The sequence below is a fragment of the Helicobacter suis genome (assembly GCF_902196135.1).
Taxonomy (GTDB): domain Bacteria; phylum Campylobacterota; class Campylobacteria; order Campylobacterales; family Helicobacteraceae; genus Helicobacter; species Helicobacter suis_A.
In genome coordinates this window covers 121,917-147,385 of sequence record NZ_CABIKE010000001.1, presented here as the reverse complement: position 1 = coordinate 147,385, position 25,469 = coordinate 121,917, and the positions used below count along the sequence as shown (strand labels likewise).

Annotated in this window: 28 protein-coding genes; 23 read left to right on the top strand and 5 right to left on the bottom strand. The window is 40.2% G+C overall.

Annotation, left to right across the window (positions count from 1 at the left end; genetic code table 11):
* The first annotated feature begins 31 nt into the window (after nt 1-31).
* On the top strand, nt 32-298 hold the full coding sequence (locus G6Q06_RS00725) for a hypothetical protein (protein WP_163565400.1): 267 nt from the start codon (nt 32-34) through the stop codon (nt 296-298).
* Between the two features lie 524 nt (nt 299-822).
* Here G6Q06_RS00725 and G6Q06_RS00720 read toward each other — a convergent pair.
* Nucleotides 823-1,878 (bottom strand): AI-2E family transporter, encoded by a 1,056-nt coding sequence (locus G6Q06_RS00720; RefSeq protein ID WP_163533032.1) that lies wholly within the window; start codon nt 1,876-1,878, stop codon nt 823-825.
* Between the two features lie 45 nt (nt 1,879-1,923).
* Here G6Q06_RS00720 and dapF point away from each other — a divergent pair, with 45 nt between their 5' ends.
* The 21 genes from dapF to G6Q06_RS00615 all read left to right on the top strand — a co-directional run bounded on the left by dapF (nt 1,924) and on the right by G6Q06_RS00615 (nt 20,328).
* A complete protein-coding gene (gene dapF / locus G6Q06_RS00715) occupies nt 1,924-2,694 on the top strand; it encodes a diaminopimelate epimerase (protein ID WP_163565399.1) in 771 nt (256 codons plus the stop codon).
* Nucleotides 2,695-2,740: 46 nt separating this feature from the next.
* A complete protein-coding gene (locus G6Q06_RS00710; RefSeq protein ID WP_430734570.1) occupies nt 2,741-3,736 on the top strand; it encodes an RluA family pseudouridine synthase in 996 nt (331 codons plus the stop codon).
* The gene (locus G6Q06_RS00705) at nt 3,663-4,913 is read left to right on the top strand and encodes a fibronectin type III domain-containing protein (protein WP_163565397.1); all 1,251 of its coding nucleotides are present in this window, start codon (nt 3,663-3,665) and stop codon (nt 4,911-4,913) included. Before G6Q06_RS00710 ends, G6Q06_RS00705 begins: the two co-directional genes overlap by 74 nt.
* Before the next feature lie 24 nt (nt 4,914-4,937).
* Nucleotides 4,938-6,101 carry a tRNA (guanosine(46)-N7)-methyltransferase TrmB gene (trmB, locus tag G6Q06_RS00700; protein ID WP_163565396.1) on the top strand — a complete coding sequence of 388 codons (1,164 nt, stop codon included), beginning with the start codon at nt 4,938-4,940 and terminating at the stop codon, nt 6,099-6,101.
* A gap of 10 nt (nt 6,102-6,111) precedes the next feature.
* Nucleotides 6,112-6,783, top strand: coding sequence for a cell division ATP-binding protein FtsE (locus tag G6Q06_RS00695; RefSeq protein WP_163498764.1), 672 nt, complete (start codon nt 6,112-6,114; stop codon nt 6,781-6,783).
* A complete protein-coding gene (locus G6Q06_RS00690) occupies nt 6,770-7,579 on the top strand; it encodes a cell division protein FtsX (RefSeq protein ID WP_163565395.1) in 810 nt (269 codons plus the stop codon). The genes G6Q06_RS00695 and G6Q06_RS00690 overlap by 14 nt, the downstream gene beginning before the upstream one ends.
* A complete protein-coding gene (locus tag G6Q06_RS08385) occupies nt 7,576-8,808 on the top strand; it encodes a murein hydrolase activator EnvC family protein (RefSeq protein ID WP_205435695.1) in 1,233 nt (410 codons plus the stop codon). Before G6Q06_RS00690 ends, G6Q06_RS08385 begins: the two co-directional genes overlap by 4 nt.
* 61 nt (nt 8,809-8,869) lie before the next feature.
* Nucleotides 8,870-9,241, top strand: coding sequence for a FlaG family protein (locus G6Q06_RS00680; RefSeq protein ID WP_163534981.1), 372 nt, complete (start codon nt 8,870-8,872; stop codon nt 9,239-9,241).
* A gap of 22 nt (nt 9,242-9,263) precedes the next feature.
* Nucleotides 9,264-11,333 carry a flagellar filament capping protein FliD gene (gene fliD, locus G6Q06_RS00675; protein WP_163565394.1) on the top strand — a complete coding sequence of 690 codons (2,070 nt, stop codon included), beginning with the start codon at nt 9,264-9,266 and terminating at the stop codon, nt 11,331-11,333.
* Nucleotides 11,334-11,351: 18 nt separating this feature from the next.
* Entirely contained in the window at nt 11,352-11,735 is a 384-nt protein-coding gene (gene fliS / locus G6Q06_RS00670; RefSeq protein WP_034377085.1) for a flagellar export chaperone FliS, read from the top strand.
* Nucleotides 11,719-11,952, top strand: a complete 234-nt coding sequence (locus G6Q06_RS00665; RefSeq protein WP_163565393.1) for a hypothetical protein — start codon at nt 11,719-11,721, stop codon at nt 11,950-11,952. The genes fliS and G6Q06_RS00665 overlap by 17 nt, the downstream gene beginning before the upstream one ends.
* A 68-nt stretch (nt 11,953-12,020) precedes the next feature.
* Nucleotides 12,021-12,989: an asparaginase gene (locus G6Q06_RS00660; protein ID WP_205426661.1), complete on the top strand. Its 969-nt coding sequence runs from the start codon at nt 12,021-12,023 to the stop codon at nt 12,987-12,989.
* Between the two features lie 21 nt (nt 12,990-13,010).
* On the top strand, nt 13,011-14,336 hold the full coding sequence (locus G6Q06_RS00655) for a TrkH family potassium uptake protein (RefSeq protein WP_163563857.1): 1,326 nt from the start codon (nt 13,011-13,013) through the stop codon (nt 14,334-14,336).
* Nucleotides 14,333-15,004, top strand: a complete 672-nt coding sequence (locus tag G6Q06_RS00650) for a potassium channel family protein (protein WP_163565392.1) — start codon at nt 14,333-14,335, stop codon at nt 15,002-15,004. Before G6Q06_RS00655 ends, G6Q06_RS00650 begins: the two co-directional genes overlap by 4 nt.
* Nucleotides 15,005-15,051: 47 nt before the next feature.
* Nucleotides 15,052-15,579, top strand: coding sequence for a hypothetical protein (locus tag G6Q06_RS00645; protein ID WP_205435694.1), 528 nt, complete (start codon nt 15,052-15,054; stop codon nt 15,577-15,579).
* A 38-nt stretch (nt 15,580-15,617) separates the two neighbouring features.
* Entirely contained in the window at nt 15,618-16,280 is a 663-nt protein-coding gene (gene plsY / locus G6Q06_RS00640; protein ID WP_163533046.1) for a glycerol-3-phosphate 1-O-acyltransferase PlsY, read from the top strand.
* A 4-nt stretch (nt 16,281-16,284) separates the two neighbouring features.
* The gene (locus G6Q06_RS00635) at nt 16,285-16,638 is read left to right on the top strand and encodes a dihydroneopterin aldolase (RefSeq protein ID WP_163563854.1); all 354 of its coding nucleotides are present in this window, start codon (nt 16,285-16,287) and stop codon (nt 16,636-16,638) included.
* Between the two features lie 17 nt (nt 16,639-16,655).
* The gene (locus G6Q06_RS00630; protein WP_034377090.1) at nt 16,656-16,907 is read left to right on the top strand and encodes a YfhL family 4Fe-4S dicluster ferredoxin; all 252 of its coding nucleotides are present in this window, start codon (nt 16,656-16,658) and stop codon (nt 16,905-16,907) included.
* Between the two features lie 6 nt (nt 16,908-16,913).
* Entirely contained in the window at nt 16,914-18,374 is a 1,461-nt protein-coding gene (locus G6Q06_RS00625) for a Ppx/GppA phosphatase family protein (RefSeq protein WP_163533048.1), read from the top strand.
* The gene (gene waaC, locus G6Q06_RS00620; protein ID WP_163565390.1) at nt 18,371-19,387 is read left to right on the top strand and encodes a lipopolysaccharide heptosyltransferase I; all 1,017 of its coding nucleotides are present in this window, start codon (nt 18,371-18,373) and stop codon (nt 19,385-19,387) included. The genes G6Q06_RS00625 and waaC overlap by 4 nt, the downstream gene beginning before the upstream one ends.
* The gene (locus G6Q06_RS00615; protein WP_163563851.1) at nt 19,384-20,328 is read left to right on the top strand and encodes a lipid A biosynthesis lauroyl acyltransferase; all 945 of its coding nucleotides are present in this window, start codon (nt 19,384-19,386) and stop codon (nt 20,326-20,328) included. The genes waaC and G6Q06_RS00615 overlap by 4 nt, the downstream gene beginning before the upstream one ends.
* A 105-nt stretch (nt 20,329-20,433) precedes the next feature.
* Here G6Q06_RS00615 and lpxE read toward each other — a convergent pair whose 3' ends face one another.
* From lpxE to G6Q06_RS00595, 4 genes are read right to left on the bottom strand one after another with little or no spacing between them, the layout of a single operon-like run.
* Entirely contained in the window at nt 20,434-21,018 is a 585-nt protein-coding gene (gene lpxE, locus G6Q06_RS00610) for a lipid A 1-phosphatase LpxE (protein ID WP_163563850.1), read from the bottom strand.
* Complete coding sequence (locus G6Q06_RS00605; RefSeq protein ID WP_240328919.1) at nt 21,000-22,058, bottom strand: sulfatase-like hydrolase/transferase; 1,059 nt, start codon at nt 22,056-22,058, stop codon at nt 21,000-21,002. Before G6Q06_RS00605 ends, lpxE begins: the two co-directional genes overlap by 19 nt.
* Nucleotides 22,059-22,066: 8 nt before the next feature.
* Nucleotides 22,067-22,534, bottom strand: a complete 468-nt coding sequence (locus G6Q06_RS00600) for a phosphoethanolamine transferase domain-containing protein (RefSeq protein ID WP_163563849.1) — start codon at nt 22,532-22,534, stop codon at nt 22,067-22,069.
* The gene (locus tag G6Q06_RS00595) at nt 22,535-23,815 is read right to left on the bottom strand and encodes a citrate synthase (protein WP_163534993.1); all 1,281 of its coding nucleotides are present in this window, start codon (nt 23,813-23,815) and stop codon (nt 22,535-22,537) included.
* Between the two features lie 372 nt (nt 23,816-24,187).
* On the opposite strand from G6Q06_RS00595, the gene icd reads away from it, so the two are divergent.
* A complete protein-coding gene (gene icd / locus G6Q06_RS00590) occupies nt 24,188-25,465 on the top strand; it encodes an isocitrate dehydrogenase (NADP(+)) (RefSeq protein WP_163563848.1) in 1,278 nt (425 codons plus the stop codon).
* Nucleotides 25,466-25,469: the final 4 nt, after the last annotated feature.

The window sequence follows — 25,469 nt, the reverse complement described above, 5'->3', positions numbered from 1 at the left end:
CAAGCCAACTAACACATCTCGGGATACAGATATGATAACCATGTGTACAGAGGATTTAAGAGAATTTCTCAAACCCTACGAGGACGGCAATCCCAAAAAAGACGGGCAACTTGTCGCTAAAATTATGGAGGTCATCGACAATGTAAACGGGGGCTGTGATTTATCCGCTGCACTGAGCGATAAAGACGCTGAAAAATGGTATTACGCTTACAAAGAACACGAAAAGCAAGAGGAGAAAAGGAGAGAAAGATATAACAAAGAGAACGGCTGGAGTTTTAGGGGCTGGAGCTGGAAGTGATAATGTTTAGAAAAATACGCAAACATGCGCTTATAAAGCTTCCTGGATAACTTTATAAGCACGCTACAACAAAAGCCCCGCAGGGCACATTATGCAAGTGAGTTTACGAAACGACCCCTTTAGGGGTGCATGGCACACTATGCACACTAAAAAAGGCACTTCGCAAGCTCGAATATCACAGCCACCATTTTTACCATGTCTGTAGCGTATTCTATAGCTTCGGGCAAATATTTTTTTATGTTGCGATCTTGCATTAGGCGCTTTTGATTATTGTATCTTTGTTTTTGGCTCTCAAATATATTTTTCAATTCCGCAAGACAACCCCCACAAATTTAAGATATTTAAAGAAAACCACGGTACTTTTCTATTGGGGGATACCCCCAATCTAAGATCGTTAAAATTTTTGGGGTTATTTTTTGATTGCCTGTCTTTTGAGAAGTGGGAGCAAAAATGCCGCTTTACCCCTTGCGCTATTTAAAGATTTTTCAAGAGATTATTAAGAGTATAAAAGGCGATCAAATTAATTAAATTCCTTGTGAGGGCATTTTGCGCGCTGTGGAGGTGAAGACTTGTTCATAGACTCGCAAGAGCACGATAAAAAAGGCGGTGATCGTTGGGCCTACAGCAATTCCCCAAAATCCAAATTTACTAATGCCAGCCAGAATAGAAAAGAATATTAATATTTCATTGATCTTAAGAGAAATTTTAAGTACCCGCCGTTTGATAAACCCAATAAGCCATGGCTTAATTAAGCTATCAATTAACCCTCCGATTAAAATAAGAGAATAAAGCGCAATCACCACCGCGCCTGTGAGATTACCCCGGTACATCTCATAAAGCGCTACAGGTATCCACACTAACGCCCCGCCTACAATAGGAATGAGCGCGGATAATCCGTATAAAACCCCCAAAGAGAGCCAATCAAGTTTAAACCACACCACAAGCCCCGCAAAAGCAACCCCTTGCAGTACAACATTAATAACAGAGGTGAGTAATACCACCCGTAAAATTCCGGCTACTTCTCTAAAAATACCCTTGCTTTGGATTTTTTCAAAAGGGAGTACTTCTAAAATATAACTATAAAAAGTCTGTCCATAGAAAAAACATAAAAACAGAAATACCAAAACCATCACCGTATCGCTAGCAAATTTCAAGCTATACTTGCCAATATCGCTACTAAAATGCAAAATATAAGACATGACAGCCTGCGCAGAAACATTGGATAAAATCTTATGCGCGTATTGGCTAAAGGTGGGGAAGTCTTGTACATACATCAGTAGATCGGTTTTAAATTTATTGATAAAGAAAGAGAGCCGTTCTAAATTTAGATGGAAGATAAAATCCATGCTTTTATAAATAAGAAAATAAAGCGGAATAACCAGACAACTTAATAGCACTAATACACAGAGCAAAGAGCTAAAAAGATTGCGCATGTGTTTATCAAAAAATTCTTTAAGCCAAAACACAGTTACACAAAGTAACCCAGCAATGAGTAAATCCATTAAGAAATCCTCATACAGGTAAAGCATCCAATAAAAAGCAATGCCAAAAAGAAGCCAAAAGAAGTATACCGGTCGCATCCATTTAACCCATTTTTTGCACTATAATACCTAAAAAGGTTAAGCATGCACCTGTATAAGTACTGCGCAAGTGGCAATGATTTTTTAATTACTAGCCAATTTAAATCAGGTGATTATAGCGCGCTAGCCAAGCAACTTTGCCACCGCCATTATGGTTTTGGTGCAGATGGTTTAGTGGTGTTGCTCCCTCATCATGAATTAGCCTACACTTGGGAGTTTTATAATGCTGATGGGAGCGAGGCTAGCATGTGTGGGAATGCTAGCCGTTGTGCTGGGTTTTATGCTTACAAACAAGGTTTAGCCCCCTGCCAGCATGCTTTTTTAAGTAAGGCTGGAGTTATCCGGGTAGAGGTGCAAAGTTTAGGCCAAACATCAGCCCTAGTAGAAAGTAATTTAGGTGTACCCAAATGGTTACAAACCCTCAATTTAGAGGGGAAAACTTGGTTTTTATTAGATACCGGCGTGCCTCATTTAGTACATTTCGTGCCCTCTCTCAAACAAATTCCTAGCACTAAGATAGCCTTAATGCAAACACTGCGGGAGCGTTTTAATGCCAATGTCAATATCGCCTGTGTTATAGATAATCACACGATCCAACTAGCCACCTATGAAAGAGGAGTTGAGGATATTACCCTAGCTTGTGGTACAGGTATGGCTGCTGTTTTTATGGCTGCTTATAAAGAACATAATCTAATGCCACAAGCCACCCTCATACCCCCCAGCCAAGAAAAGCTAAGCTTGTGCTTAAAAGACAATGAAGTCTATTTTAAAGGAATAGTGGAGTATGTGGGCATGGTGCTTAGAGGCTTAGCCTAAAATCTTAAGGATAAGATCACAACAATAATGGATAGCAATGGTACAAATTGAACGCACTTTTATTGCTATGCAAGAGGAGCGCTTAGACACTTTTTTAACTCAATCCTTAGGGGTGGCAAAAAATCAAATCTTACAATGCATTAAGTCCTCACGGGTACAGGTTAATGATAAAACAATTTTAAAGGGAGGATTAAAGCTTAAAATAGGCGATAAGGTGGTGTTAAAACCCTCTCAAGCGCCCCTAGAAGTTTATAAGCCTACGGATTTAAAAATAGAAATTCTTTATGAAGATGAGGATATTTTAGTGCTTAATAAACCCCCTTATTTGGCGATGCACCCGGCCACAAGTCTACACGAACCCACTTTAGTGGATTATTTACAAGCTAAGGGGGTTACTCTTTCTACTCTTAGTGGTGCATTACGCTGTGGTATTGTGCACCGCTTAGATAAAAATACAAGTGGGGCAGTTGTGATTGCTAAAAATAACACCACCCATGCTAACTTAGCCACCCAATTACAAATAAGAGAAATGGGGCGTTATTATTTAGCCCTCATTACAGAACCTTTAAAAAAACCTGTGCGTGTGGAGTGTTATTTAGGGCGACACCCTAAAAATCGTTTAAAGATGACTAATTTAAACGCGCTAAGACAAAATATCAAAGGAGGCAGGTATTCTAAAACAGATTTTATTCCTTTGCTTAGCAATGCGCGAGGAATCCAGCTTATTGCGGCTAAGTTATACAGTGGCCGTACACACCAAGTACGCGCCCATTTAGAAAGTTTAGGTCGCCACATTTTAGGGGATAGCCTATATGGGAAAAAAGATAACTACAAGGGGCGTATTTTATTGCATGCTTATTTACTCTATATGACCCACCCTACAAGCCAAGAGAAACTACTTTTTAAAGCCCAAATTCTAGAGGATATGGTAGAATGCCTAGAAAAAGAATTTCAAGGGGTTGCTTGGGATGGCCTCATCCGGGAAAATTATATTCTTGACTTGTTTGACACTGCTATTTGTGAACTGTTCAACCCCTCATAAAAACCACACCCTCTCATTCCTCAAGGGAGAAGAAACAATTGATGCGAATTTACCAGTAGTTGAGGGCATTAAAACAATTAATGATGTACAATCTGTAGGGTTTGAGTGGCAACCTATCTCTGTCCCCTCTCTTATTGATGGTTTTGCGATCTATCGCATGCAAAAAGATCAGACCTATAGGCGGGTGGGAGTGGTTAAAAATCCACTTGCCACCCATTACTACGATGAGGGTTTAACGCCACAGACGCAGTATTATTACAAAATCGCTACCATTGGCAAAAATGGCGGGGTTTCTAACATGTCTCAGGCCATTAGTGTGAATACATCTTATATTAACCCTGTAGAAAGTGTTTTTGCTAGCCAAGAGGGGCCCAAAGAGGTTAAAATTTTTTGGAGTCCACACCCTAACCCAAGCATTTCGCGCTATATTATCCAAAGAGAGGGTCCTGATGGGAAATTTTCTAATATTGGGGTGGTTAAAAACAGGTTGTATGTGGAGTATTTTGATAAGAATCTACCAGATGGACAAGAGCACCGCTACCGCGTGATTGCTGAAAGTTTTGAAGGCGCTAAGTCTTTACCTAGTGTAGTGGTGGTGGGCAGAACAAAAGCTGCGCCTAGAGATTTATCTAATGTGCAGGCTAGTACAGATCTAACACGCAAGATCAAACTTACATGGAGTCCTTCAGAGCAAAGCGATGTTGTGGATTATAGAATCTATGCAGCCGATCATGCAGATGGAAAATTTAAAAGCATTGCAGAGACGAAAAATACAAATTATACAGACTTAGTAGATTTAGATGGAGTACAAAGATTTTATAAAGTAGTGGCTGTGGATAAATATGGACTAGAGGGGGCTATGCCAGCTGGAGCAATTAGTGGCATGACTTTACCACGACCCACAACGCCTGTTATCACTAAGGGCACGATTGAAGATGGACGGGCTATTATTCAGTGGCAGAGTATCCAAGATGGACGGGTAAAAGATTACGCGGTTTATCGTTTTGATGGCAATTCTAATTCTCAGCCCTTAAGGTTTGGCAATATTTTAAATACCCAATTTATTGATAAAAATATGGTAAGTGGCAGAAAATACCGCTATCAGGTGGTGAGTGTAGATGCAGACGGGTTAGAATCGCGGCCAAGTAAAGAAGTAGAGTTGCGTTTGGATCGCTAAATACAGGGTATTTTTATGTAGCCTATGCCACATTTGATCGCTAGTAGTGCTAAATTACCTGCTTTTCCCTTTGAAGAAAGAGGGTTTATATTTCTTTATGAAGCTAGAAGCTTGAGAAATCCACACTTAAGCATGTTGCGTGTGAATTATCCTAGTGAACATGGGCTTTATGATTTTTGTATTCTAAAGATAAAACAAGAAAGAGGGCTTTTATTTAAAGGGGAAAAATCCACACGGCCTATTCCTATTAGTATTCTCAAACAAGCCCTCCATGTTTTAGCGCGTTATTGCCAAAATATAGAAGGGAATTTAGGCTTTGATCTAGTTAAGCCTTGCGCTTGTTTAATTGATTGGAGTGTTTTTAAAATCCCTTCTTCTTTTCATCTTGAAATTGGTTTTGGATCAGGCCGCCACTTATTAAATAAAGCCATGTCTAATCCAGAGGAATTTTATATCGGTGTGGAAGTGCATACACCCTCTATAGAACAAGTGTTGCGCCAGATTAAAATCTTAGGGCTACAAAATCTTTATATCACCTATGCCGATGCTAGAACCCTTTTAGAAGTTTTACCAAAGCGCTGTGTGGGTTTAGATGTACATTTTCCAGTGCCTTGGCCTAAAAATCCACAACGCCGTATTTGGACTGCAAAAACCCTTGCGCACATGCTAGCTATACTACGCCCCAAAAGCTTGTTATGGCTTAGAACAGATAATCTTGATTATTTCAAAGAGAGTTTACATTTAGCACTTGATTTACCCCATTGCACCATGCAAATTTTTAAAAATAGCGCGCAGAAAATGGTAGTAAGCAAGTATGAAGCCCGTTGGAAGAGACAGCATAAAGATATTTATGATTTGCATTTACAAATAGAGGATATGCCGGATAAATCACAACAACCCTTGCTGTTGAAATGCACTACAAAAATTTCTATTAACCCTTTTCTTAAGGCTTGTACTTTGTGGCACAATCAGGTTATAGAGCAAGATTACTTTTTGAAAGTTGTAGATGTGCTAGAATATAAGAATTTGTGGCTACTGGTGGTGAGTCTAGGGGATCTCCAAGCACCCTTGAATAAAGTTCTTGTATTGGATAAAAATAAAGGGAGTTTAGAGTATATAGGGGGTTTGCCTTTTAACACAAAAGCCCACCGCTATGCTCACCAAAAGTTAGAGGAAATATTGGGGTAGGAGGTGTACTTTGAGCAGTATTATTTTTGCTAGAGATTTATCTTTAGGTTATAAGCGCGATGAATGGGTGATTAAGGGCGCGCATTTTAAGATCGAACGCAAGGATTTTGTGTTTATTTCGGGGGCTAGTGGGAGTGGAAAGAGTACTTTACTGCGTTCTTTATATGGGGATTTGCCTATTTTAGGCGGAGATTTGGAGGTGTGTAATATCAGTGTTAACAAGGCTTCTAAAACTTTTATCAACGAGCTGCGGCGCAATATTGGGGTGGTGTTTCAAGATTATAAACTCATTGAAGAATGGACGGTGGAGCAAAATATTAAATTGCCTATGATTATCAATGGCTATAAAAAAGAAGAATGCAGTATTCAGGCTGAAAAACTCTTAGCCCATGTGGATTTACTTTATAAGTCTAATCGCTATCCCTTAGAGCTTAGCGGAGGCGAACAACAACGCGTGGCTATGGCTAGAGCCATTGCCCATAAGCCCTTTTTAATTCTAGCCGATGAGCCTACGGGTAATTTAGATGACTATTCTAGTGATATGATTTGGAGCTTATTAAAGGGGGCTAATAAACAACTAGATATTACAATTGTGGTGGTTACGCACAGAATTCCGAGTAATTTTAATATCCCTTATCGCAAGATTTATATCAAGGATGGAGAGATACATGAATACACTTAAGGAGCATTTGGCTTTTCTCCTCCCTTTGATTGCCTTGCTATTTAGTTTAGAAAGTATTTTATTTGTGGAACGCGCCGTTAGTATTAGAGAGGATAAATTGTCTAAGAATTATGCCATTACCATTGTTAGTAGACAACCCCTTTCTTTGCAGTTTATCCGCCAGAACATTCCCAACAGCGCTTCTTTAACTTTAATTAGTCCAGACACTCTATTAGAAAGACTTAAGCAAAACTTCACCCAAGCCAATATCGCTAATCTTAAAAAGAGTCTACCCCTCTTTTATTCTCTAAAACTAGCCGTGTTTCCTACTCTAGAGCAACTAGATGCTATCCATAAAAAACTCCTTAGAATTCCGGGTGTGGAGAAAGTAGAAGTTTTTAGTAAAACCCATGATCAAGAATATAGGCTTTTATTGCTACTCAAAAAGAATACCCTAGCATTTGCCTCTATTGTGGTGATTCTCTCTGTTTTATTATTGATCAAACAAATCAGCGTGTGGAATTTAAAATATGCTAAACGCATTGAGATCATGGAGCTTTTAGGAGCGCCTATGCGTATTAAAAATGGCTTTTTATTCAAATTAGCTTTAATAGATTCAATTTTAGCTAGCGTAGTTGTTGCATTGGGAAGTTTATATTTATCTATGCAAGAGAAATTCCAAATGATTTTACAAGTTTTAGAGATCGATCACGATCTATTTATATGGCAAGAAGATCTATTCATTTTTTTAAGCGCTTCAATCAGCGTATCTTTGGTGTGCGTGTGGGTGGTTGTGATTCAAAGGAGAGCGGTATGAAAACATGGAAAGTGGGTTTATGGTGTTTATTTGTAGGAACATTATACGGGCAGGCAATTGAGGAAATTGATAAAAATATTAGCTTTAATCAAAGTAAACTACAAGAAACCACTTTAGAAAAAACCAAACTCAGTAACCATTTAAATAGCTTGGGGAATGCAATTAATCAAAAATACCAGCAAAGTAAGGAGCTATCCAGACAAATTCAGGGTATCCAAAGAAATATTGATAAAAACCAAGTCCAAAATCTCGCCCAAGAAAAATCTTTAGAGGAACACCGCATTTTTTTAGAAAATTTGAAAAAGAGTCGCCATAAAATCCAAGATGCGATGACTAATATCTTATTAAAAGATATTTTATTTGCTATGGTTTTGGATAAACAGCATTTGGCTAGCACTGAGGATATTATTTTACAAACCGTTTTTACTTATCTCAACAGAAATTCACGGACGCAACTAGCCAATCTCACTTTACAAGAGGAGCAAATTAGCGCTAGAATTGCCCAAATCACAAACAACATTAACCAAATCAGCGCGGCTATTAATGCGCAAAGAGATCGCAAACAGAATTTACAAAGCATGGTGTCTGCGCAAAAGAAATTAATTGAAAATATGCGCGCTGAATTGGTGGTTTATAATAAAAAGTTAGAAACTTTAGATAAAGAGCGCAGGGGATTAGATCAGCTATTAGCCTCGCTTAATATTATTAAAGAAAAAGAATTAGAAAAACAGCGTAAAAGCAAACTAAAAACCCCTACACCCTCTATTGATGGTATAGAAGCGCCTTTAGAAGTACGGCAAGTGGCTAGTTCTTATCGTGATATTGTGACTATCTCTTATACGGGGCCTAAAACCATCGCGCCTCTAGCTAGCTATAGGATTGTGCAAAAATTTGGCCCTTATTTTGATCCAGTCTATAAGCTTAAAGTTTTTAATGAATCTGTTACGCTTGTCTCTACTAAACCTAATGCCGTTGTACGCAATATCTTTGATGGGCGGGTGGTTTATGCTAAAGAAGTGCCGATTCTTAAAAAAGTTATCATCATTGAGCATAAAGATGGCATGCACACAATCTATTCTCAGTTAGATAAAATCGCCCCCACGATCAAACATGGACTTAGAATACAAAAAGGTTATGTGATTGGCCGTATCGATCAACGCTTGGGTTTTGAAGTAACGCTTAGAGATAAACACATCAATCCCTTAGAAATCATCGCGCGGACACAATAAGTCTAGTATAAACAAAAATAAGGGAGTGCCGATCTAGATTGGGTAAATAATCTAATAAGGAATGCCCGTGTCTAGTGAAATTGGGACTATCTCCACGGCTCTTACGACCCACCTAGATACACACCACCCCGATCAAGTTGTCCACGCTGATCAGGTCTCTTTATCTAAACAAGTCAAGCCAGAGGTTAAACAAGAAGTCTCGCCTCCAAAGGAACAGGATTTGCAGAAGCTAAGCAAAGAGCTCAACGAGGAAATGAGACGGATTCGATCTGATTTGACCTTTAGCTACAATGAAGAGATTCGCAGTTTAGTGGTTACTATCAAGGATTCAAATGGAGATAAGATTATCCGTCAAATTCCTTCGCAAGAGGTGATTAAGTTGGCAGAAAAAATGCATGATATTGTGGGGATTATCTTTGATAAAAGAGGTTAGAGTTCACTAGGTGGAGTGAAACATGGCGATTGGAAAGTTAAGTTCTTTAGGGATTGGGAGCAAAGTTTTAAACTACGATGTGATTGATAAGCTTAAAAGCGCTGATGAAAAAACTATGGTGGCTCCCATTGATCGAAAAATGGAAGTCAATCTTGAAAAACAAAAAGCTTTGGTTGAGATTAAAACTTTGCTTGCCAATCTTAAAGCGCCCGTTAGTGCCTTAACGGATTATTCAACTTATACAAGCCGCAGTAGTAGCGTGAGCAGTGGAGCGCTTAAAGCTAGTGTAAGCCCGGGTATCCCTGTGCAAGATATTAAAGTAGAAGTTGAGGATCTGGCTCAAGGCGATATTAATGAAGTGGGTACACATTTTAGAGATCGCGATGATGCCTTTAGCCAAGCCAACACTAAATTACACTTTTATACCAATAATAAGAACTACACGGTGGATATTAAGGCTGGCATGAGTGTAGGCGATGTCGCCCAAGCCATTACAGATGCTACGGGAGGCGAGGTGATGGGGATTGTGATGAAAACCGGGGGGGATAAACCCTACCAGTTAATGATTAACACCAAAAACCCCGGGGCTAATAACCGCTTGTATTTTGGCTCTAGTGTGATTTCTACACTTGCTAGTGATGCGCCTATTAATTTAGCCATAGGGGGCGCTACTGCAGATGGAAAAAGTACAGAAGATGATTTTTTTATCAAGGTTAGAGATGAGAAGGGTGGGGTGGTTAAAATCCCTATTAGCCTTAATCTTGATAAGGCCTCCGTACAAGATAAAAATAAAGCCCTGCAAACAGCTATTAAAAAAGCCCTAGAGGATAATGCACAAACCAAAGACCTAGTAGATAGCGGACAAATCAATATCGGCTTAATTAATGATGGCAAATCTTTAGTGCTTAATGATCAAAGAGGGTTAGAAGTTGAGGTTGGGGGGGCTAAAGCAGCTGAACTAGGTTTTATTAAAACTAAATCAGATCAAGAAGATTTACTCAAAGGTACAACAGGAATTGCATCCGGTCAAATCAAGGGCACTATTAATTTTAATGGGCAAGCTATTAATTTAGGGGCTATCACTGCAGCGGGCAATTCTAGCGATGTTAACGCTCAAGCCATTGTTAAAGCCATTAATGGCATTCAGGGGTTACACGCTTCTGTAGGTACAGACGGGAAATTAATCCTTAATAGTGAAAGCGGCGAGTTGCGTATAACCGGTGTGGGAGCTGATGGTAAAGCGGCTGTAAATAGTTTAGGTTTGTCTGAGGGCTTAAGCCAATCTTATGCTAAATTACACGATCTCTTTGCTTTTAAAAAGCTACAAAGTGCCTCTGATGCTAGATTTACTTACAATGGCGCAACGATCACCCGCCCTACAAATGAAGTAAACGATGTGATTAACGGCGTCTCTTTAAGTTTATTAGCCAAAACTGAACCGGGTAAACCAGCCATTATTAGTATTACCCGTGATAGCAAGGCCATTGTTGATCATGTTAAAGAATTTGTCAAAGCCTATAATGCATTGATCCCTAAATTAGATGAAACAACCCGTTACGATCCAGATACTAAAATTGCGGGCGTGTTTAACGGCGTGGGGGATATCCGCACAATTCGCTCATCAATTAATAATGCCATTGCTTTTACAATCACAACAGCTAAGGGTGTAGATAGTCTCATGAAATATGGGATTACACTTGATGAGCATGGAAAGATGAGTTTAGATGAGGGCAGACTTACAAACGCGCTTAATGCCGATCCACAAGCCGCTCAAGATTTTTTCTATGGTGGCGATGTTAAAAGTATGGGGGGTAAGGAGATTCACCAAGACGGGATTTTTATCAAGTTAGATAAAGTTTTACAAGGTTTGGTCGATGGTGGTAACGCGAGATTGAAGTTATACGAGGATTCTTTAGATCAAGACGCTAAAAACTTAAAAAGAGATAAGGAGAATGCAATGGAGATGCTTAAAACCCGTTATGACATGATGGCAGAACGCTTTGCAGCTTATGATGAGCGTATTTCTAAGGCAAATAAATCCTTTGATGCGGTGCAGATGATGATCGATCAAGCAGCCGCTAAAAAGAATTAAAATCTGAAAGGGAAAATGATGTTTAAAGCAAATGCATACAGCATGTACCAGCAAAATGCCGTAACGGTAGAGTCTCCGGCTAAACTCATTGAGATGCTCTATGAAGGTATCTTAAAATTTGCCGCCCAAGCCAAGCGTTACATGGAAGCGGAGGATATTGAGAGAAAAATCACTTACATTAATAAGGTAACGGATATCTTTACAGAACTTCTAAATATCCTAGATTATGAAAGAGGTGGAGAAGTTGCGGTGTATTTAACAGGGCTGTATACCCACCAAATTAAAGTACTAACCCAAGCCAATGTAGAAAATGACTGTAGCAAGATCGATTTAGTGATGCGCGTAGCCAAAGGGCTATTAGAAGCTTGGAGAGAGATTCACCAACATGAATTGGGCCGATGAACTTAAAATTGCGCTACTAGAGGATAATTTAGAAAAAGCCTCTTATCTAGTAGAAGCCTGCCCATTTTTAGATCACAGCTGTTTAGATTTGGAGGTTTTAGAGAGCGCTAAAACATTGATTGGCACTACGATTGAGCGCCTTAAACAAAAGCAACAAACTTTAGCCTTACAAATGCGCCAACTTAAAACAACCCAAAAGTTTTTAGAGATTTCCTAGTTTCTTTTACACGATTAAGCGTATTTAGATAAAATGCTTCTAAAAGGAGTTAGTGCGTGCAAAAGGTGATGGTGTTAGCTACAGGTGGGACAATTGCAGGGGCTGGGCAGAGTTCTACAGGCGGGACTTATAAAAGTGCTCAGGTTGGAATTTCTGATCTCATGCAATCTTTAAAAATTCCAGAGGGGGTATGTGTTGAAAGCCAGCAGGTGAGCAATGTCGGCTCACAAGATATTAGCGCCTCCATTTGGTTTGAATTATTAGAACAAATCCACACCCTAGCAGCTAGAGAAGATATAAAAGGTTTTGTAATCACGCATGGCACAGATTCTATGGAAGAGAGTGCTTATTTTCTTAATTTAACCGTGCAAACTTATAAACCGGTGGTACTTGTAGGGGCGATGCGTAATGGCTCAAGCATGGGCGCAGATGGGCCTTTAAATATTTATAACGCCTTAGCCATAGCCGCCCACCCTGAGAGTGCGGGCAAGGGGGTTTTAGTGGCTATGGATGATACTATCCACGCAGCACGCGAAGTAACCAAATCTAATACCAGCAGTTTACATACCTTTATTTCGCCAAATTGTGGGCCTATAGGGAGTGTTTATTATGCAAAAGTACACTTCTACATGCAACCCTTAAGAAAACACACTTTACAAAGCCAGTTAGCCCTAACTAGTTTACAACCCCTCCCCCCAGTTGCTTTAGTTTATACCCATGTAGATTGTGGTGTTTCTTCATTAAAAGCAGCTATAAATCAAGGGGTTATGGGGGTTGTGGTGGCTGGTATGGGTAATGGCAATCCTAGTAGCGCTATGCTTGAGGCTATGGCAGAGGCGGTAAAACAAGGAATTGTTGTGGTGCGCGCAAGCCGTACCGGAAGCGGAGTAGTGGAGTTAGGAGAAGTTGATGATTTAGCTTATGGCTTTGTTACCCCTGATAATCTTAATGCCCAAAAAGCCCGCGTGCTATTACAATTAGCCTTATTAAAAACCCACCAAACTACACAAATCCAAGAATTTTTCAACACGCATTAATTCTAGGATTAGATAGCGGTTGTGAATAAAATCTTTGGAAGCATTGTTATCAGCTATGTATTCTTAGCTCTTATGGGGGCTGTTTTATTAGGGCTTACTCCCATGCACACTAAACCCATTGCTTTTTTAGATCTCTTTTTCACGGCTACCTCAGCGGTTTGTTTAACTGGGCTCATTACAATTAATCCGGCTACTGATCTAACAGGCTATGGGCAGGCTGTGATCTTAGGCTTGATTCAAGCTGGTGGCTTTGGTTACATGGGGTTAGCTACTTTCTTGCTTTTACTCATTGGTAAAAAGGTCAATTTTAAAGGGCGGCTTTTACTCAAAGAATCATTAGATTATCCAAACATGCAGGGGGTTATTGCTTATTTAAAAAAGATCTTTATTTTCACTTTAGTTATAGAGGGAATTGGGGCTTTAGTTTTAACGGGTTGTTTTATCTTTAAAATGCCTTTTAAACAAGCATTTTGGGCGGGGATTTTCCACGCAATTTCGGCTTTTAATAATGCCGGTTTTAGTATATTTTCCTCTAATTTGGCAGATTACCGGGATAATGTAGCGGTGAATTTGGTTATTTGTGCATTGATTATTCTAGGGGGGCTAGGGTTTTTGGTGTTGAATGAATGCTATAATTATAACAAACACTCACGACTCAGTGTCCATGCGCGCATCGTACTCATCGCTACAAGCGTTTGTATTCTGCTTGGTATGGCGGTTTTATTGCTCTTTGAGTGGGATGATCCTACTAGCATAGGTACTTTAAGTTGGCCACATAAGATCATGAGTGTGTTTTTCCTATCAGTTAATCTTAGAACGGCAGGTTTTAACACCATTGATATGTCCGGTTTGCATGATCAAAGCTTATTTTTTAGTTCCTTACTCATGGTAATTGGAGCAGCACCGGGGAGTACAGCAGGAGGCATTAAAGTTACAACCCTAACTTTGTTACTTGGTTATGCTTATTGCGCTCTTAAAGATAAAGAAGTGGTTTTATTCCAACGCGCTATCCCTCAAGACCTTGTGAAAAAATCTTTTTTAATTTTCATCATTGCCATGTTTTATATCACTATCTCTATCATGGTTTTAAGCGCTACAGAGGATAGGCACAACCAGTTTTTCATCAATTTACTCTTTGAGGTTTGTTCAGCCTTTGGCACAGTAGGGGCTAGTACAGGCAATGGGGGCGATCTTTCTTTAGCGGCTAATTTTAGCCATTTTGGTAAGCTATATTTAATGGTTTTAATGTTTATGGGAAGGGTGGGCGTCTTAGCCTTTAGCATGGCTTTAGTGCGTAAAAGCAAGACACATAGCGTTAAATATCCAGAAGAAGGAGTGGTCTTATGAATACTTATGCGGTTTTAGGTTTGGGCAAATTTGGATCGCATGTAGCGCGCGGATTGATAGAAAATGGAGAACAAGTAATCGCAGCTGATATTAATCAAGATAGCATTAAAAATTTTAGAGGGATTTGTGATAATCTCTTTATTATTGATACTACAGATATTGCAGCGCTTAAAGATACCGGAATTGCCCAAGTAGATACGGCTATTGTGAGTATCGGGCAAAATGTAGAAGCCTCCATTTTAAGCGTCATGGCTCTTAAGGAATGCGGTGTTTCTGAAGTGATTGCAAAGGCCTCTACTCTAATTCATGGAAAAATCCTTTCTAAAATTGGCACAGATCGCGTGATTTATCCAGAAAGAGATGCGGCTAAAAGATTAGTGAAGGGACTAAGTTTAAACCCGCTTTTAGATGTCATGGAAATCACAACTCATATGCGCATGGTGCGTTTAAGTGTAGATGCAACCCATGCGGATATGGCTTTACAAGATTTTCTAGAATCGTTTAAAGCAGACCTCAAAGTTGTAGCCCTCAAACATGCTAACCAGTGGGAGTACAATTTACAATCCCCTCTGATTCTCAAGCAAGGCGATATTCTTTTATTGCTAGGGCATGCTAAAGAAGTGGATATTTTTTTAGCCAGTAAAGATTTAAAACTAAAAAGAAATTAAAAGATACCGGCTAATCTTTGAAAGGGCGTGCGTACTATAGTTTAGACATGAAGATATTTCGCTTGTTTTTTATTTTATTGCTTTTTGGATGCGCGCTAAAACCCTCCCATACTGCTAGTTTGGTTACTTTTGATATTGGCTATCAAGGTTCAGCGGTTAAAACTTATTGGCGCAAACTAGGGGAAAAGAATTCAAAGGAATTTGTACTGGGGAGCAATAATTGGTTTTTTTTACTCTGGCGCGATACTTTTAAAAAGGCTAAGATTGAAAGCCGCTTTTTAGAACCCGGTACCTACTATTTAGCCTCTTTTGAGGTGCAGGTGGGTAATCGTTTGCTTAAAAGCCAAACGACTCTGCCCAGATGGCGCACAGGTTGGGATTTTAATCATAATCGCCCGCTTTTTTTAGCCTTTAAAGTTAAGCCTAACACTGCCCTAAAACTCCCACCTGTAGAACTAGTTATCAAACACACTTTAAAGAATAAAAAGCAAGGGATCAAAGAAGGTTATAAGGTCAATTTTTTATTAGGGAATCAGGGTGTATGGATAACAGGTCCTTATACCCGCACCTTTTAAATGTGTTATAATGCGCCCAATTTAAGTAGAGGTGGTTGATGGAGAATTTCTTGGTATTTATTACTAATATCAATGTGATTTTTTATGTTCTTAGTTATCTTATTGGAGGGATTCCTTTTGGTTATGTGATCATGAAGGTGCTTTACAATGTAGATATTACTAAACAGGGGAGTAAAGGCATTGGCGCGACTAATGTCATGCGCGTAGTAACTACCATTGATTCTTCTAAAGCCAAGAAAATAGGCACGGCAGTTTTATTGCTGGATTTATTAAAGGGAGTGTTTACGGTATTTCTTGCTAAACTTGCCGGGCTTAATTTTTCAGCCCAGTGGATGGTGGCTATTTTAACCATTATAGGGCATTGTTATTCACCTTATTTAAACTTTAGTGGGGGTAAGGGAGTGAGTACTACAATGGGTGCGGTGGTACTGTTAATCCCAGTAGAGAGTTTATTAGGGCTAGCTCTTTGGGCTTTTGTAGGCAAAGTGTTAAAAATTTCCTCTTTGGCCTCCATTGTAGGGGTGGGTAGCGCCACTCTTCTTATTTTCTTTTTGCCTAAACTAGGGCTACCCGCCTCTATTAATATTCTAAGTCAAGTGGGTACACAAACCCCTATGGTGCTTGTTTTTTGTATCACGCTTTATAAGCACTGGCCTAATTTATTAAAACTATTAAGCGGGCAGGAAAAAAAGGTACTCTAATTCCATGACGCTACACATAGAAGACTACCAGCTAGAGGTTATTATTGGCACTCTTGAGAGCGAACAGAAAAACCCCCAGCCCATTGTTGTGGATTTGTGTATTGATTATCGCTACACACCTGCTAAAGAACAAAAAGCCCCTGAATACTTAGACTACATGGATGTTTTAGAAGTGGTACAAAATAAGTTTTCCACAGCCCATTATGGGCTTTTAGAGGAGGCTTTATTAGAGATTACAAGCTGGCTTAAGCAATGTTTCCCGGTTATTTATAAAATTGACATGGGTATTAAAAAACCCCAAGCTTGCCAAAAGGCTTTAGTGGGGGTGAGTTTGTCTGTTGTCTTTGAAAATCCCTAAAATACAAGGAGTTTTATATGTCTTTACTAGTTAATCAAGAATGTATCGCCTGCGATGCTTGCCGTGAGGAATGCCCCACAGATGCTATTGATCAAGATGATCCGATTTATAGCATTGATCCGGATCGTTGCACAGAATGCGTGGGTTATAGCGATGAGCCCGGTTGTGTGAGTGTGTGCCCTGTGGATGCGATCATTCTTGATCCACACAATACAGAAAGCCAAGAGGAACTCCAGTATAAATACCTGACTCTCCAAGAAAAAATCTAACCCTTCATGGCAAAGGTTACAACGGTTATTGATATTGGTTCAAATTCTGTACGCATGGCTATCTTTAAAAAGACTAGCCAATTTGGATTTTATCTACTCTATGAGATCAAATCTAAGGTGCGTATCTCTCAGAGTACTTACGAACACAAGGGAGTTTTGCAAAAAAACCCCATGAAACGCGCCTTGCGGGCCTTAAATGATTTTAAAGAAATTGCGCAAAAATATAAAAGCCGTAAGATTTTATGCGTGGCCACTTCTGCAGTACGCGATGCGCCCAATGCTCAAGAATTTATCGCTTTAGTTAAACGGGTGTGTGGCCTGCAGGTTAGAGTCATTGATGGGGCTAAAGAGGCGTTTTATGGAGGGGTTGCTTGCGCCAATTTATTACACCGCAGAGACGGGATTACTGTTGATATTGGCGGGGGAAGTACCGAGTGTGCTCTTATTGAAAATGGCAAGATCAAGGATTTAATTTCACTCAACTTAGGCACAATCCGCTTAAAAGAGCTTTTCTTTGATAAAAAAAGTAATTTAAGTTTAGCTAGAGATTTTATCCGCACCGAATTTGCCAAAATCCCCTCCCATTTTAAAACAACCTGTATTTTTGGTGTAGGTGGGACAATCCGCGCTTTGGCTAAAGTGGTGATGTTGCAGAGTAACTACCCCATTGAGATCGTACACGGCTTTGAAATGCAAGTTGCCCCCAATCTCAAGCTTTTAACCCAAATCATTACAAGTTCTGATACAGAGTTAGAAGAATTAGGAGTAGGCGAGGATCGCATTGATAGCATTAGAAGTGGGACACTTATTTTTACCATGCTTTTGGAGTATTTTAAGGCAAGCGTGGTGGTGGCTAGCGGGGTGGGTGTGCGCGAAGGCGTGTTTTTAAGCGACATGCTTAGATCGCATAACCATAGCTTTCCAAAGGGCATTAATCCCTCTTTACTTTCTCTGCTTGATCGCTTTTTACCCCACTCCAAACACAGCCAAGAGGTTAAAAAGGAATGTGTTAAATTATTTGAAGCCCTCAAACCCTTACATGGCGTAGATGAAAAATACCTCTACCACCTTAAAATCGCCGGGCAACTCTCTAGCATTGGCAAAATCTTAAATTTCTACAATGCCCATAAACACAGCGCTTATTTGAGTTTAAACGCTCTAAGTTATGGCTTTTCTCACCAAGATAGGGCAATTATTTGTCTTTTAGTACAATTTAGCCATAAAAAAATCCCCAAAGATAGCAATATCGCCCATTTAAGCGCCATTATGCCCCCCATTCTCACCTTGCAATGGCTTAGCTTTCTTTTAGGTCTAGCAGAAAGTCTATGTTTGATTCGCCTTCCTAAAATACACTACAGCCTCCAGAATAAAACCCTTAAGATTCACTGCCAAAGCGATCCTTATTTGTGTCAGGAAATGGTGGGTAAACTTGTTAAACCCGTTGCTCTTTCTATTGAGTTTGTATGACCGTTGCTATTATTAGGCTTTCTTCTCTGGGTGATGTTGTGCTAAGCGCTGTTTTTTTGCCCTTTCTTAAAGAACGCTACAAGGTAACAATCCACTGGTTTATTGATGAAACCTTTGCGCCCCTTTTAAAAAACTGCCCCTGTATTGATATGTTGCACGCTCTGCCCTATAAAAAAACCCTACACTCTAAAAACCCCTTAAAAATCTGGCGCTTTTATAAAAGTTTGCGATCTTTAGGTGTTTTTGATTTAGTCATTGACATGCAAGGTTTGATCAAATCTGCCTTACTAGGTTTTTTCTTAAGAAAGAGGCAATTTATAGGCTTTGATAGGCAATCTATTAGAGAATCACTAGCCAGTTTGTTTTACAGCCATACAGTGCACATTCCCTATCAGCAGCACATTCTCAAGCGCAACCAAAAAATCCTGCAAGAGGCGTTTAATCTCCTCTACTTACCTTGTGATTGGCAAAATTGTTTGCAAAAAAGACAACAAGCTTTCTTCTGCCCCCCATGCCCTCCTTTAGATTTTATTAAAAAAGACTCCCAAAAAGTGCTCTTTGTGCTTGAAACCTCTAGGCCTAATAAAACCTACCCCTTAGAGCGTTTTTATGAATTAGGGCTTGCTTTAAAAGAGTATGCGCTAGAAGTGTGGCTTTTAGCCCACAAGCAAAGAGAGCAAGCCCAAGAACTCTATGAAAAACTTAACCCCCATTTGCCCACACAATTACTCCCCCCTCTGACTTTAAATCAGGTTAAATCTGTGATCACACAGGCCTCTGTAGTGGTGGGTGGGGATACAGGCGTGGTACACCTCTCTTGGGCGCTTAATATCCCCTCAGTAACTCTTTATGGCAACACCCCTTCTGAGCGTTTTAAATTAGAAGGAGAGGGGCATGTTTATTTATGTGCCAATCCTAAAGCCAACTACGACAAAAAAGATTTTTCTATCCAAGAGATCCCCCCTATTGCGATTAAAGAGGCGATTTTACAGGTTTTAGAAAGGAAGGTATGAAAGAAGTATTAAAGAAAGAATGGCAGATTTTTTGTATCTACGCGCTAGAGTGGATTACAAATTTACTAGGCTTTTGTTTGGCTAAAATCCCCCATCGCTGGTTTGTGGGTTGTGTGCATTTTGTGGGTTTTGTGTTAGCCAAACTAGATAGACGGCGTTATTTTGATGCCAAAGCTAATTTAGATTTTGCTTTTAAAGATAGCTTAAGCGAAGCAGAAAAAAAAGCCATTATTAGGCGGGGTTATTCTAATTTTGCTTTTATGATTCTAGAGAGCATGCGGGTGGTGTTTTTGAAAAAAGATATTTATGACGCGCGTTTTACCCGCATTGATGAGGAAAATGTACTTAAGTCTTTAGAGCAAAATAACCAAGCGGTGGTAATGGGCATGCATTTTGGATACTGGGAGGCGGTGGGGACTTCTTTAGCGCAGTATTACAGCCAATATTACCGCGGGTCTTTGGGTCGTTTGACAAGAATAGAAGCGATTAATCGCCTTTTGATCAAACACCGCGAGGATTTTGGAGTGCGCTTTATCAATAAAACAGGGGCGTTTAAAGAGCTATTAAAAATTTATAATCAAGGCAGGGGTTTAGTAGGGATTTTAGTCGATCAAAATATTTCGCCTAAAGAGGGCGTGGTGGTTAAATTCTTTGGAGAAGAGGCCACACACACCACTATCGCCTCTTTGCTCTCAAGGCGCTTTAATATAGATATTGTGGCCGTGATCATTGATTTTAACGAGGATTATAGCCACTACTATGTACGCTACTATCCCCCAATTAGAGCCAAAAATACAGAGGATAGCCAAGCAGATATTTTAGAAGCCACGCAAGCCCAAGCAAGTTTGAGTGAGCAAATTATTAGAGAGCATCCGGAAAGCTGGTTTTGGTTTCACAGGCGTTTTAAAACCACCCATCCAGAGATTTATAAACGCAAGTAAAATTCTTACCCTAGCACTATAAACCTGCAAGCTTAACTCTACAACCGCTAAATGTGGGGCGGGTGTGAATGGATTTTTAAATAGAGAAATAAAAAGAAACTTATGTTAAAACTTGGATTTTTCTTTAGGACTAGTTAAAAAAAGCGCACAGATCACCCCCACAGCTAGACCGGCTAAAAGCGCGCCGATAGTATGAGCGTTATAGTAAATACGCGCACCCATAGTCAAAAAAGCTAGAGGTAAAAACCACAGCCAAAGAGCACCATAACGGCGCACTAAAAAACCCAGTGCGCAAAAAATCATAGAGGAATGCCCACTTGGCATGTTTTTACTCCCCCCATTGGGTCTTTGCCCTAGGCGGCGATCAAAAAGGCGTACAGAATTAAGCGCCCATTTAAGAGAGTGTGTGGTAAGGGTGGTGGCGATGCTTACATGGATAATTTGAATCAAACCTACCGGATCTTTTTTAAATATGGGGTAGGCAAAGGAGAGTAAAGTAGGCACAAAGCGAGCGTAGTGTTCTGTGATCTCAAAGACTATCGGTACGCGCTCTTGTTTGGGTACTTTAGGAAAGGGGGTAATCACTCCGATAAGAAAGATTAAAAAAAAGCAGATGAGGCTTTTAATGGGGAGGTATTTAGGAAAGCTTTGTAAATAGAGGGTTTTAAATTTCATTTGAATAGATCGCATGCGGGGTTGTAGGCGTTGCTTTTTTGCATGCCAAAGGCATTTAAGATACTTGAGAAAATCATATCTTGGGTATAAGAAATTTGATCTGAGGGGAGGTGGGAGGGTTTAAAGCCATGAGTAAAGATAATAAAGGGAATTTGTTTTTGAAAATCAGGGGCAATTAAAAAAGGTGTGCCGTGTAAATACATGCCATGTTCGCCTAAACTCTCGCCATGATCGCTCATGTAAAGCAGTAAGGCGGGTCGTTTGCTTTGTTCTAATTCTTGGATTAAAAGATCGAGTACTAAATCGTTATAGGCAATGGTGTTATCATAAGCATTAATTAGACTAGGAAGGCTACAGGTGTGGGGTTCTTTGTGGGTACAAATGGGCTTAAAGGGGGCAAAATTTGGAGGCACTTTATCTACATAAAGTGGGCCGTGTGAGCCCTTGAGGTGCAAAATGACTAAAAGGTTATTTTCATAGCGTTTAAGTAAAAAAGGAAGAGATTTGGCTAATGCTTCATCAAAATTAAAGGGGGGAGGCACGCCTAAAGAGTGTAGCCACTCTTGCCACTTGTATTTTTTAGGATGCCAATCAATGCGCATGGGTGGTTCGGCATTATTAAGGCTTAATAACACCACACTAACTCCCTGTCTGTGCAAAAAAGAGGGTAAATTTTCATAGCCTTTTTTAGAGCTGAGCATACACTCCAGCGCAGCGGTGGTATAAGTGGCACAAGAAGTGGCTTTAAGGGCTAGAATTTCATGGCTGTTTAATCGTGCTTGTAATTTGGGTGTGGTGGGTCTGTTATAACCATAAATGCCATAATTTGCCCGTCTTGCACTTTCCCCAATGACTAAAACCACGACTTGGTTTTTGCTTTGTGCCTTAGCGTTAGAAAAAAGTTTAGGGGGGGAGGTGTTCAGGGAGTTAAAAGCAGCACGGATTAAATTGATACTATAGCTATAGGGTAGAGTTAACCCTCCTATGTATTTAGCATGCTTATCTAAAAAAAGCCACTGCTTAGCGTGGGTAAAACTCCAAGTAAAAAAGAGCAAGGCTGAGCCTAGAAAAATAAGAGATTTATTTTTGAGTGTTGTATTCTTGATGGGATAAAAAAAAACAAACTCCCTAAAGCCAAACCTAAAAGCATGAAAAACCCTAGATGCAAACCTAATAAGTCTCTGGTTTCATAAAAATTAGTGTGTAAAACATTGCCCATCATGCTTTTGGTTAAAAACACGCGGTAAGTCTTGATAAAATAAAGCGCTATCCCGTTACAAAGGGTTAAAAAAGCTAAACTTATACGCAAAAATTTAAGACCTAAACAAGAGAGAGCCACTAAAACCATGTTGGTTGTGCAAATGTAGGCAATGCTTAGGCTAAAAATAATGCCAAATCCCCCCTTGTGATCTGTAATGTAGTGCAAGAGGGGCACATGGAAGATGATCAAAGAGATCATGCTATAAAAAAGCAAGGCGATAAAAAAAGGAGCGGGTCTAAAAAGCCCTAAAACACGGGTATACAACGACAACTATCTACCCATATAAACTTGTCTGGGGCGTGTGATGCGCGCTTTAGGATTTTTGACATGCTCAAGAAGTTGGGCACACCAGCCCACCGTGCGCGCAATCACAAAGACGGGGGTAAAAAAGCGGGTGGGGATTTTAAGGGCTGTTAGAATAGTGCCAGAGTAAAAATCCACATTAGGATAGAGGTTGTGCTCAATAAAATAATCATCTTTAAGGGCAACTTCCTCAATTTTAGCAGCAATTTCATCAAGTCTTGGATTCATCTTAATGCCCCTAGCCTGTAAATCATCTTTGAGTTGTTTTAAAATCCGCGCTCTGGGGTCATAACTTTTATACACCCGGTGCCCAAAGCCTACAAGTCTAAAGGGATCGTTTCTATCCTTAGCGCGGGCAATGTATTTATCCACATTCTTCACATCGCCAATTTCTTGGAGTTGGATCAAGGTTTTTTCATTAGCCCCGCCATGCAAATGTCCCCAGAGTGCAGAGATCCCCGCACTAATAGCAGCATAGGGGTGTACCCCTGTAGAGGCGACATTGCGCACGGTTGTTGAGGAAGCATTTTGCCCGTGATCGGCATGTAAGGTCAAAATCTTATCAAAGGCTTCTACTTCTAGGGGAGTGATCTGTGTTTCACCCCTTGTGGTGTAGCGCAAGCGCTCATGGGGATAAGCCCGTAGCATAAATAAAATATTTTCCACATAGTTACGGCCTACATCAGGGTAAATAATGGGCGCGCCAATTTCATTGCGGTAGCAAATGGCTGCTAAAGTAGGCATCTTAGCCACAATACGCCTAGCCATAGTCTGGTAATCCTCCTCATTTTTCATGGTGTCATGTTCAAAATAGAGGGTGGCTAAAATAGAAACCCCGCTACTGAGTTTAGCCATAGGGTGGGCATTAGTGGGGAAGGCTGAAAACATGTTCATGAGTGTAGAATGGATAAAACTTCTGTGGCGCAATTCTAATTCAAAGGCTAAAGACTCTTCCTCATTTTTGGGCAGCTCATCGGTGAGTAAAAGTTTACACACATCTACATACTTGTATTTGGCTACCAGTTCCTCAATAGGATAACCCTTATAGTAAAGCTCACCCTTTTTGCCATCAATATAGCTAATAGTAGACTGGCATCCAGCCGTAGAGGAGTAACCTGGATCATAAGAAACGATTCCAGCAGTTTCATACAGCTTAGAAAAATCCACCGCCAGAGGACCTCTTGTGCGCGGAATAGTTTCAAACTCAAACTTTTCATTAGTCTCGTTGTTAATTAGCGTAATAGACATGCAACTCCTTTTTTTGCAATATTATACAAGATAAAGCATTAATGAGCGTTTTTATTGCTCACATTATTAATAACTTCGCACTTCAATCTGGCCTGCGTGAGCGCTAAGCACAGGTTAGTAGGTATAGCAGATTCACGCGCTCATGGCTAAGATTTTCCCTAAAGAAGTCCTTAAAACCACTAATTGTTTGTCTCTTGCGTTGGTATTGTATTTATAAAGCCGGCCAAATTTAAAGAGGCTAGGTTTTGGCTACAACAAGTTAGAAGAACCGCTTACAACACAGCACAGCCTAGAAGATGTGCCAAATCGCCTGACTTTAGTGTTAAAATTTCATGCTAGAATGCTGGGCAATCTTAATTCTAAGGAGAATCTATGTCTTATAACCCAAAATACCTATCTCAGCCCACAGAAGGGGAGGCCATTACTTTTAAAGAGGGCAAATTGCATGTGCCAAATAACCCTATTATTCCTTTTATTGAGGGCGATGGGATTGGTGTGGATATTACGCCTGTGATGCAAAAGGTGGTGGATGCTAGCGTGCAAAAAGCTTATAAGGGAGCTAAAAAAATCGCGTGGTATGAAGTGTTTGTAGGCGAGAAGTGCTATAACAAATTTAAAAATGAGAGTGCGCTCACTCCAGAGGAGCAATGGCTCTTGCCTGATACTATTGAGGCGATCAACCATTTTAAAGTCTCTATTAAGGGGCCTTTGACCACTCCTGTGGGGGAGGGTTTTCGCTCCTTAAATGTGGCTTTGCGTCAAAAAATGGACCTTTATGTGTGCTTAAGACCTGTGCGTTGGTATGGTAGCCCTAGTCCTGTTAAGGAACCGGGTAAAGTGGATATGGTTATCTTTAGAGAAAATAGCGAGGATATCTATGCGGGTATTGAGTTTGCTCAAGGCAGTCAAGAGGCCAAAAAGCTCATCAAATTTTTACAAGAAGAACTCAAGGTTTCTAAAATCCGTTTCCCTAATACCAGTGGTGTTGGTATCAAGCCCATTAGTTTAGAAGGCACAGAAAGACTTGTGCGCAAAGCCATTGAATACGCCATTGATAATGATCGAAGTAGCCTCACCTTTGTGCACAAGGGCAATATCATGAAATACACTGAGGGGGCATTTATGAAGTGGGGTTATGCCCTAGCACAAAGAGAATTTGGCGCTAAGTTGCTAGATAAGGGCCCATGGTGCACCCTTAAAAACCCTAAAACCGGTAAAGAAATTGTGATTAAGGACATGATTGCAGATGCCTTCTTGCAACAAATTTTATTACGCCCCGCAGAATATGATGTGATTGCCACCATGAATTTAAACGGGGATTATATCTCAGATGCGCTAGCTGCTATGGTGGGGGGTATTGGCATTGCTCCGGGGGCTAATTTGAATGATAGCGTCGCGCTCTTTGAGGCCACGCATGGCACCGCACCCAAATACGCAGGGCAAAATAAGGTCAATCCTGGATCAATTATTTTGAGTGCGGAGATGATGTTGCGCCACTTAGGCTGGATTGAGGCAGCAGATTTAGTTGTAAAGGGCATGCAAGGGGCTATTGCTAGTAAAAAAGTTACCTATGACTTTGCCCGTTTGATGGAGGGAGCTAGCGAGGTTTCTAGTTCTGAATTTGGCGAGGTGATCATTTCGCATTTGTAGGGAA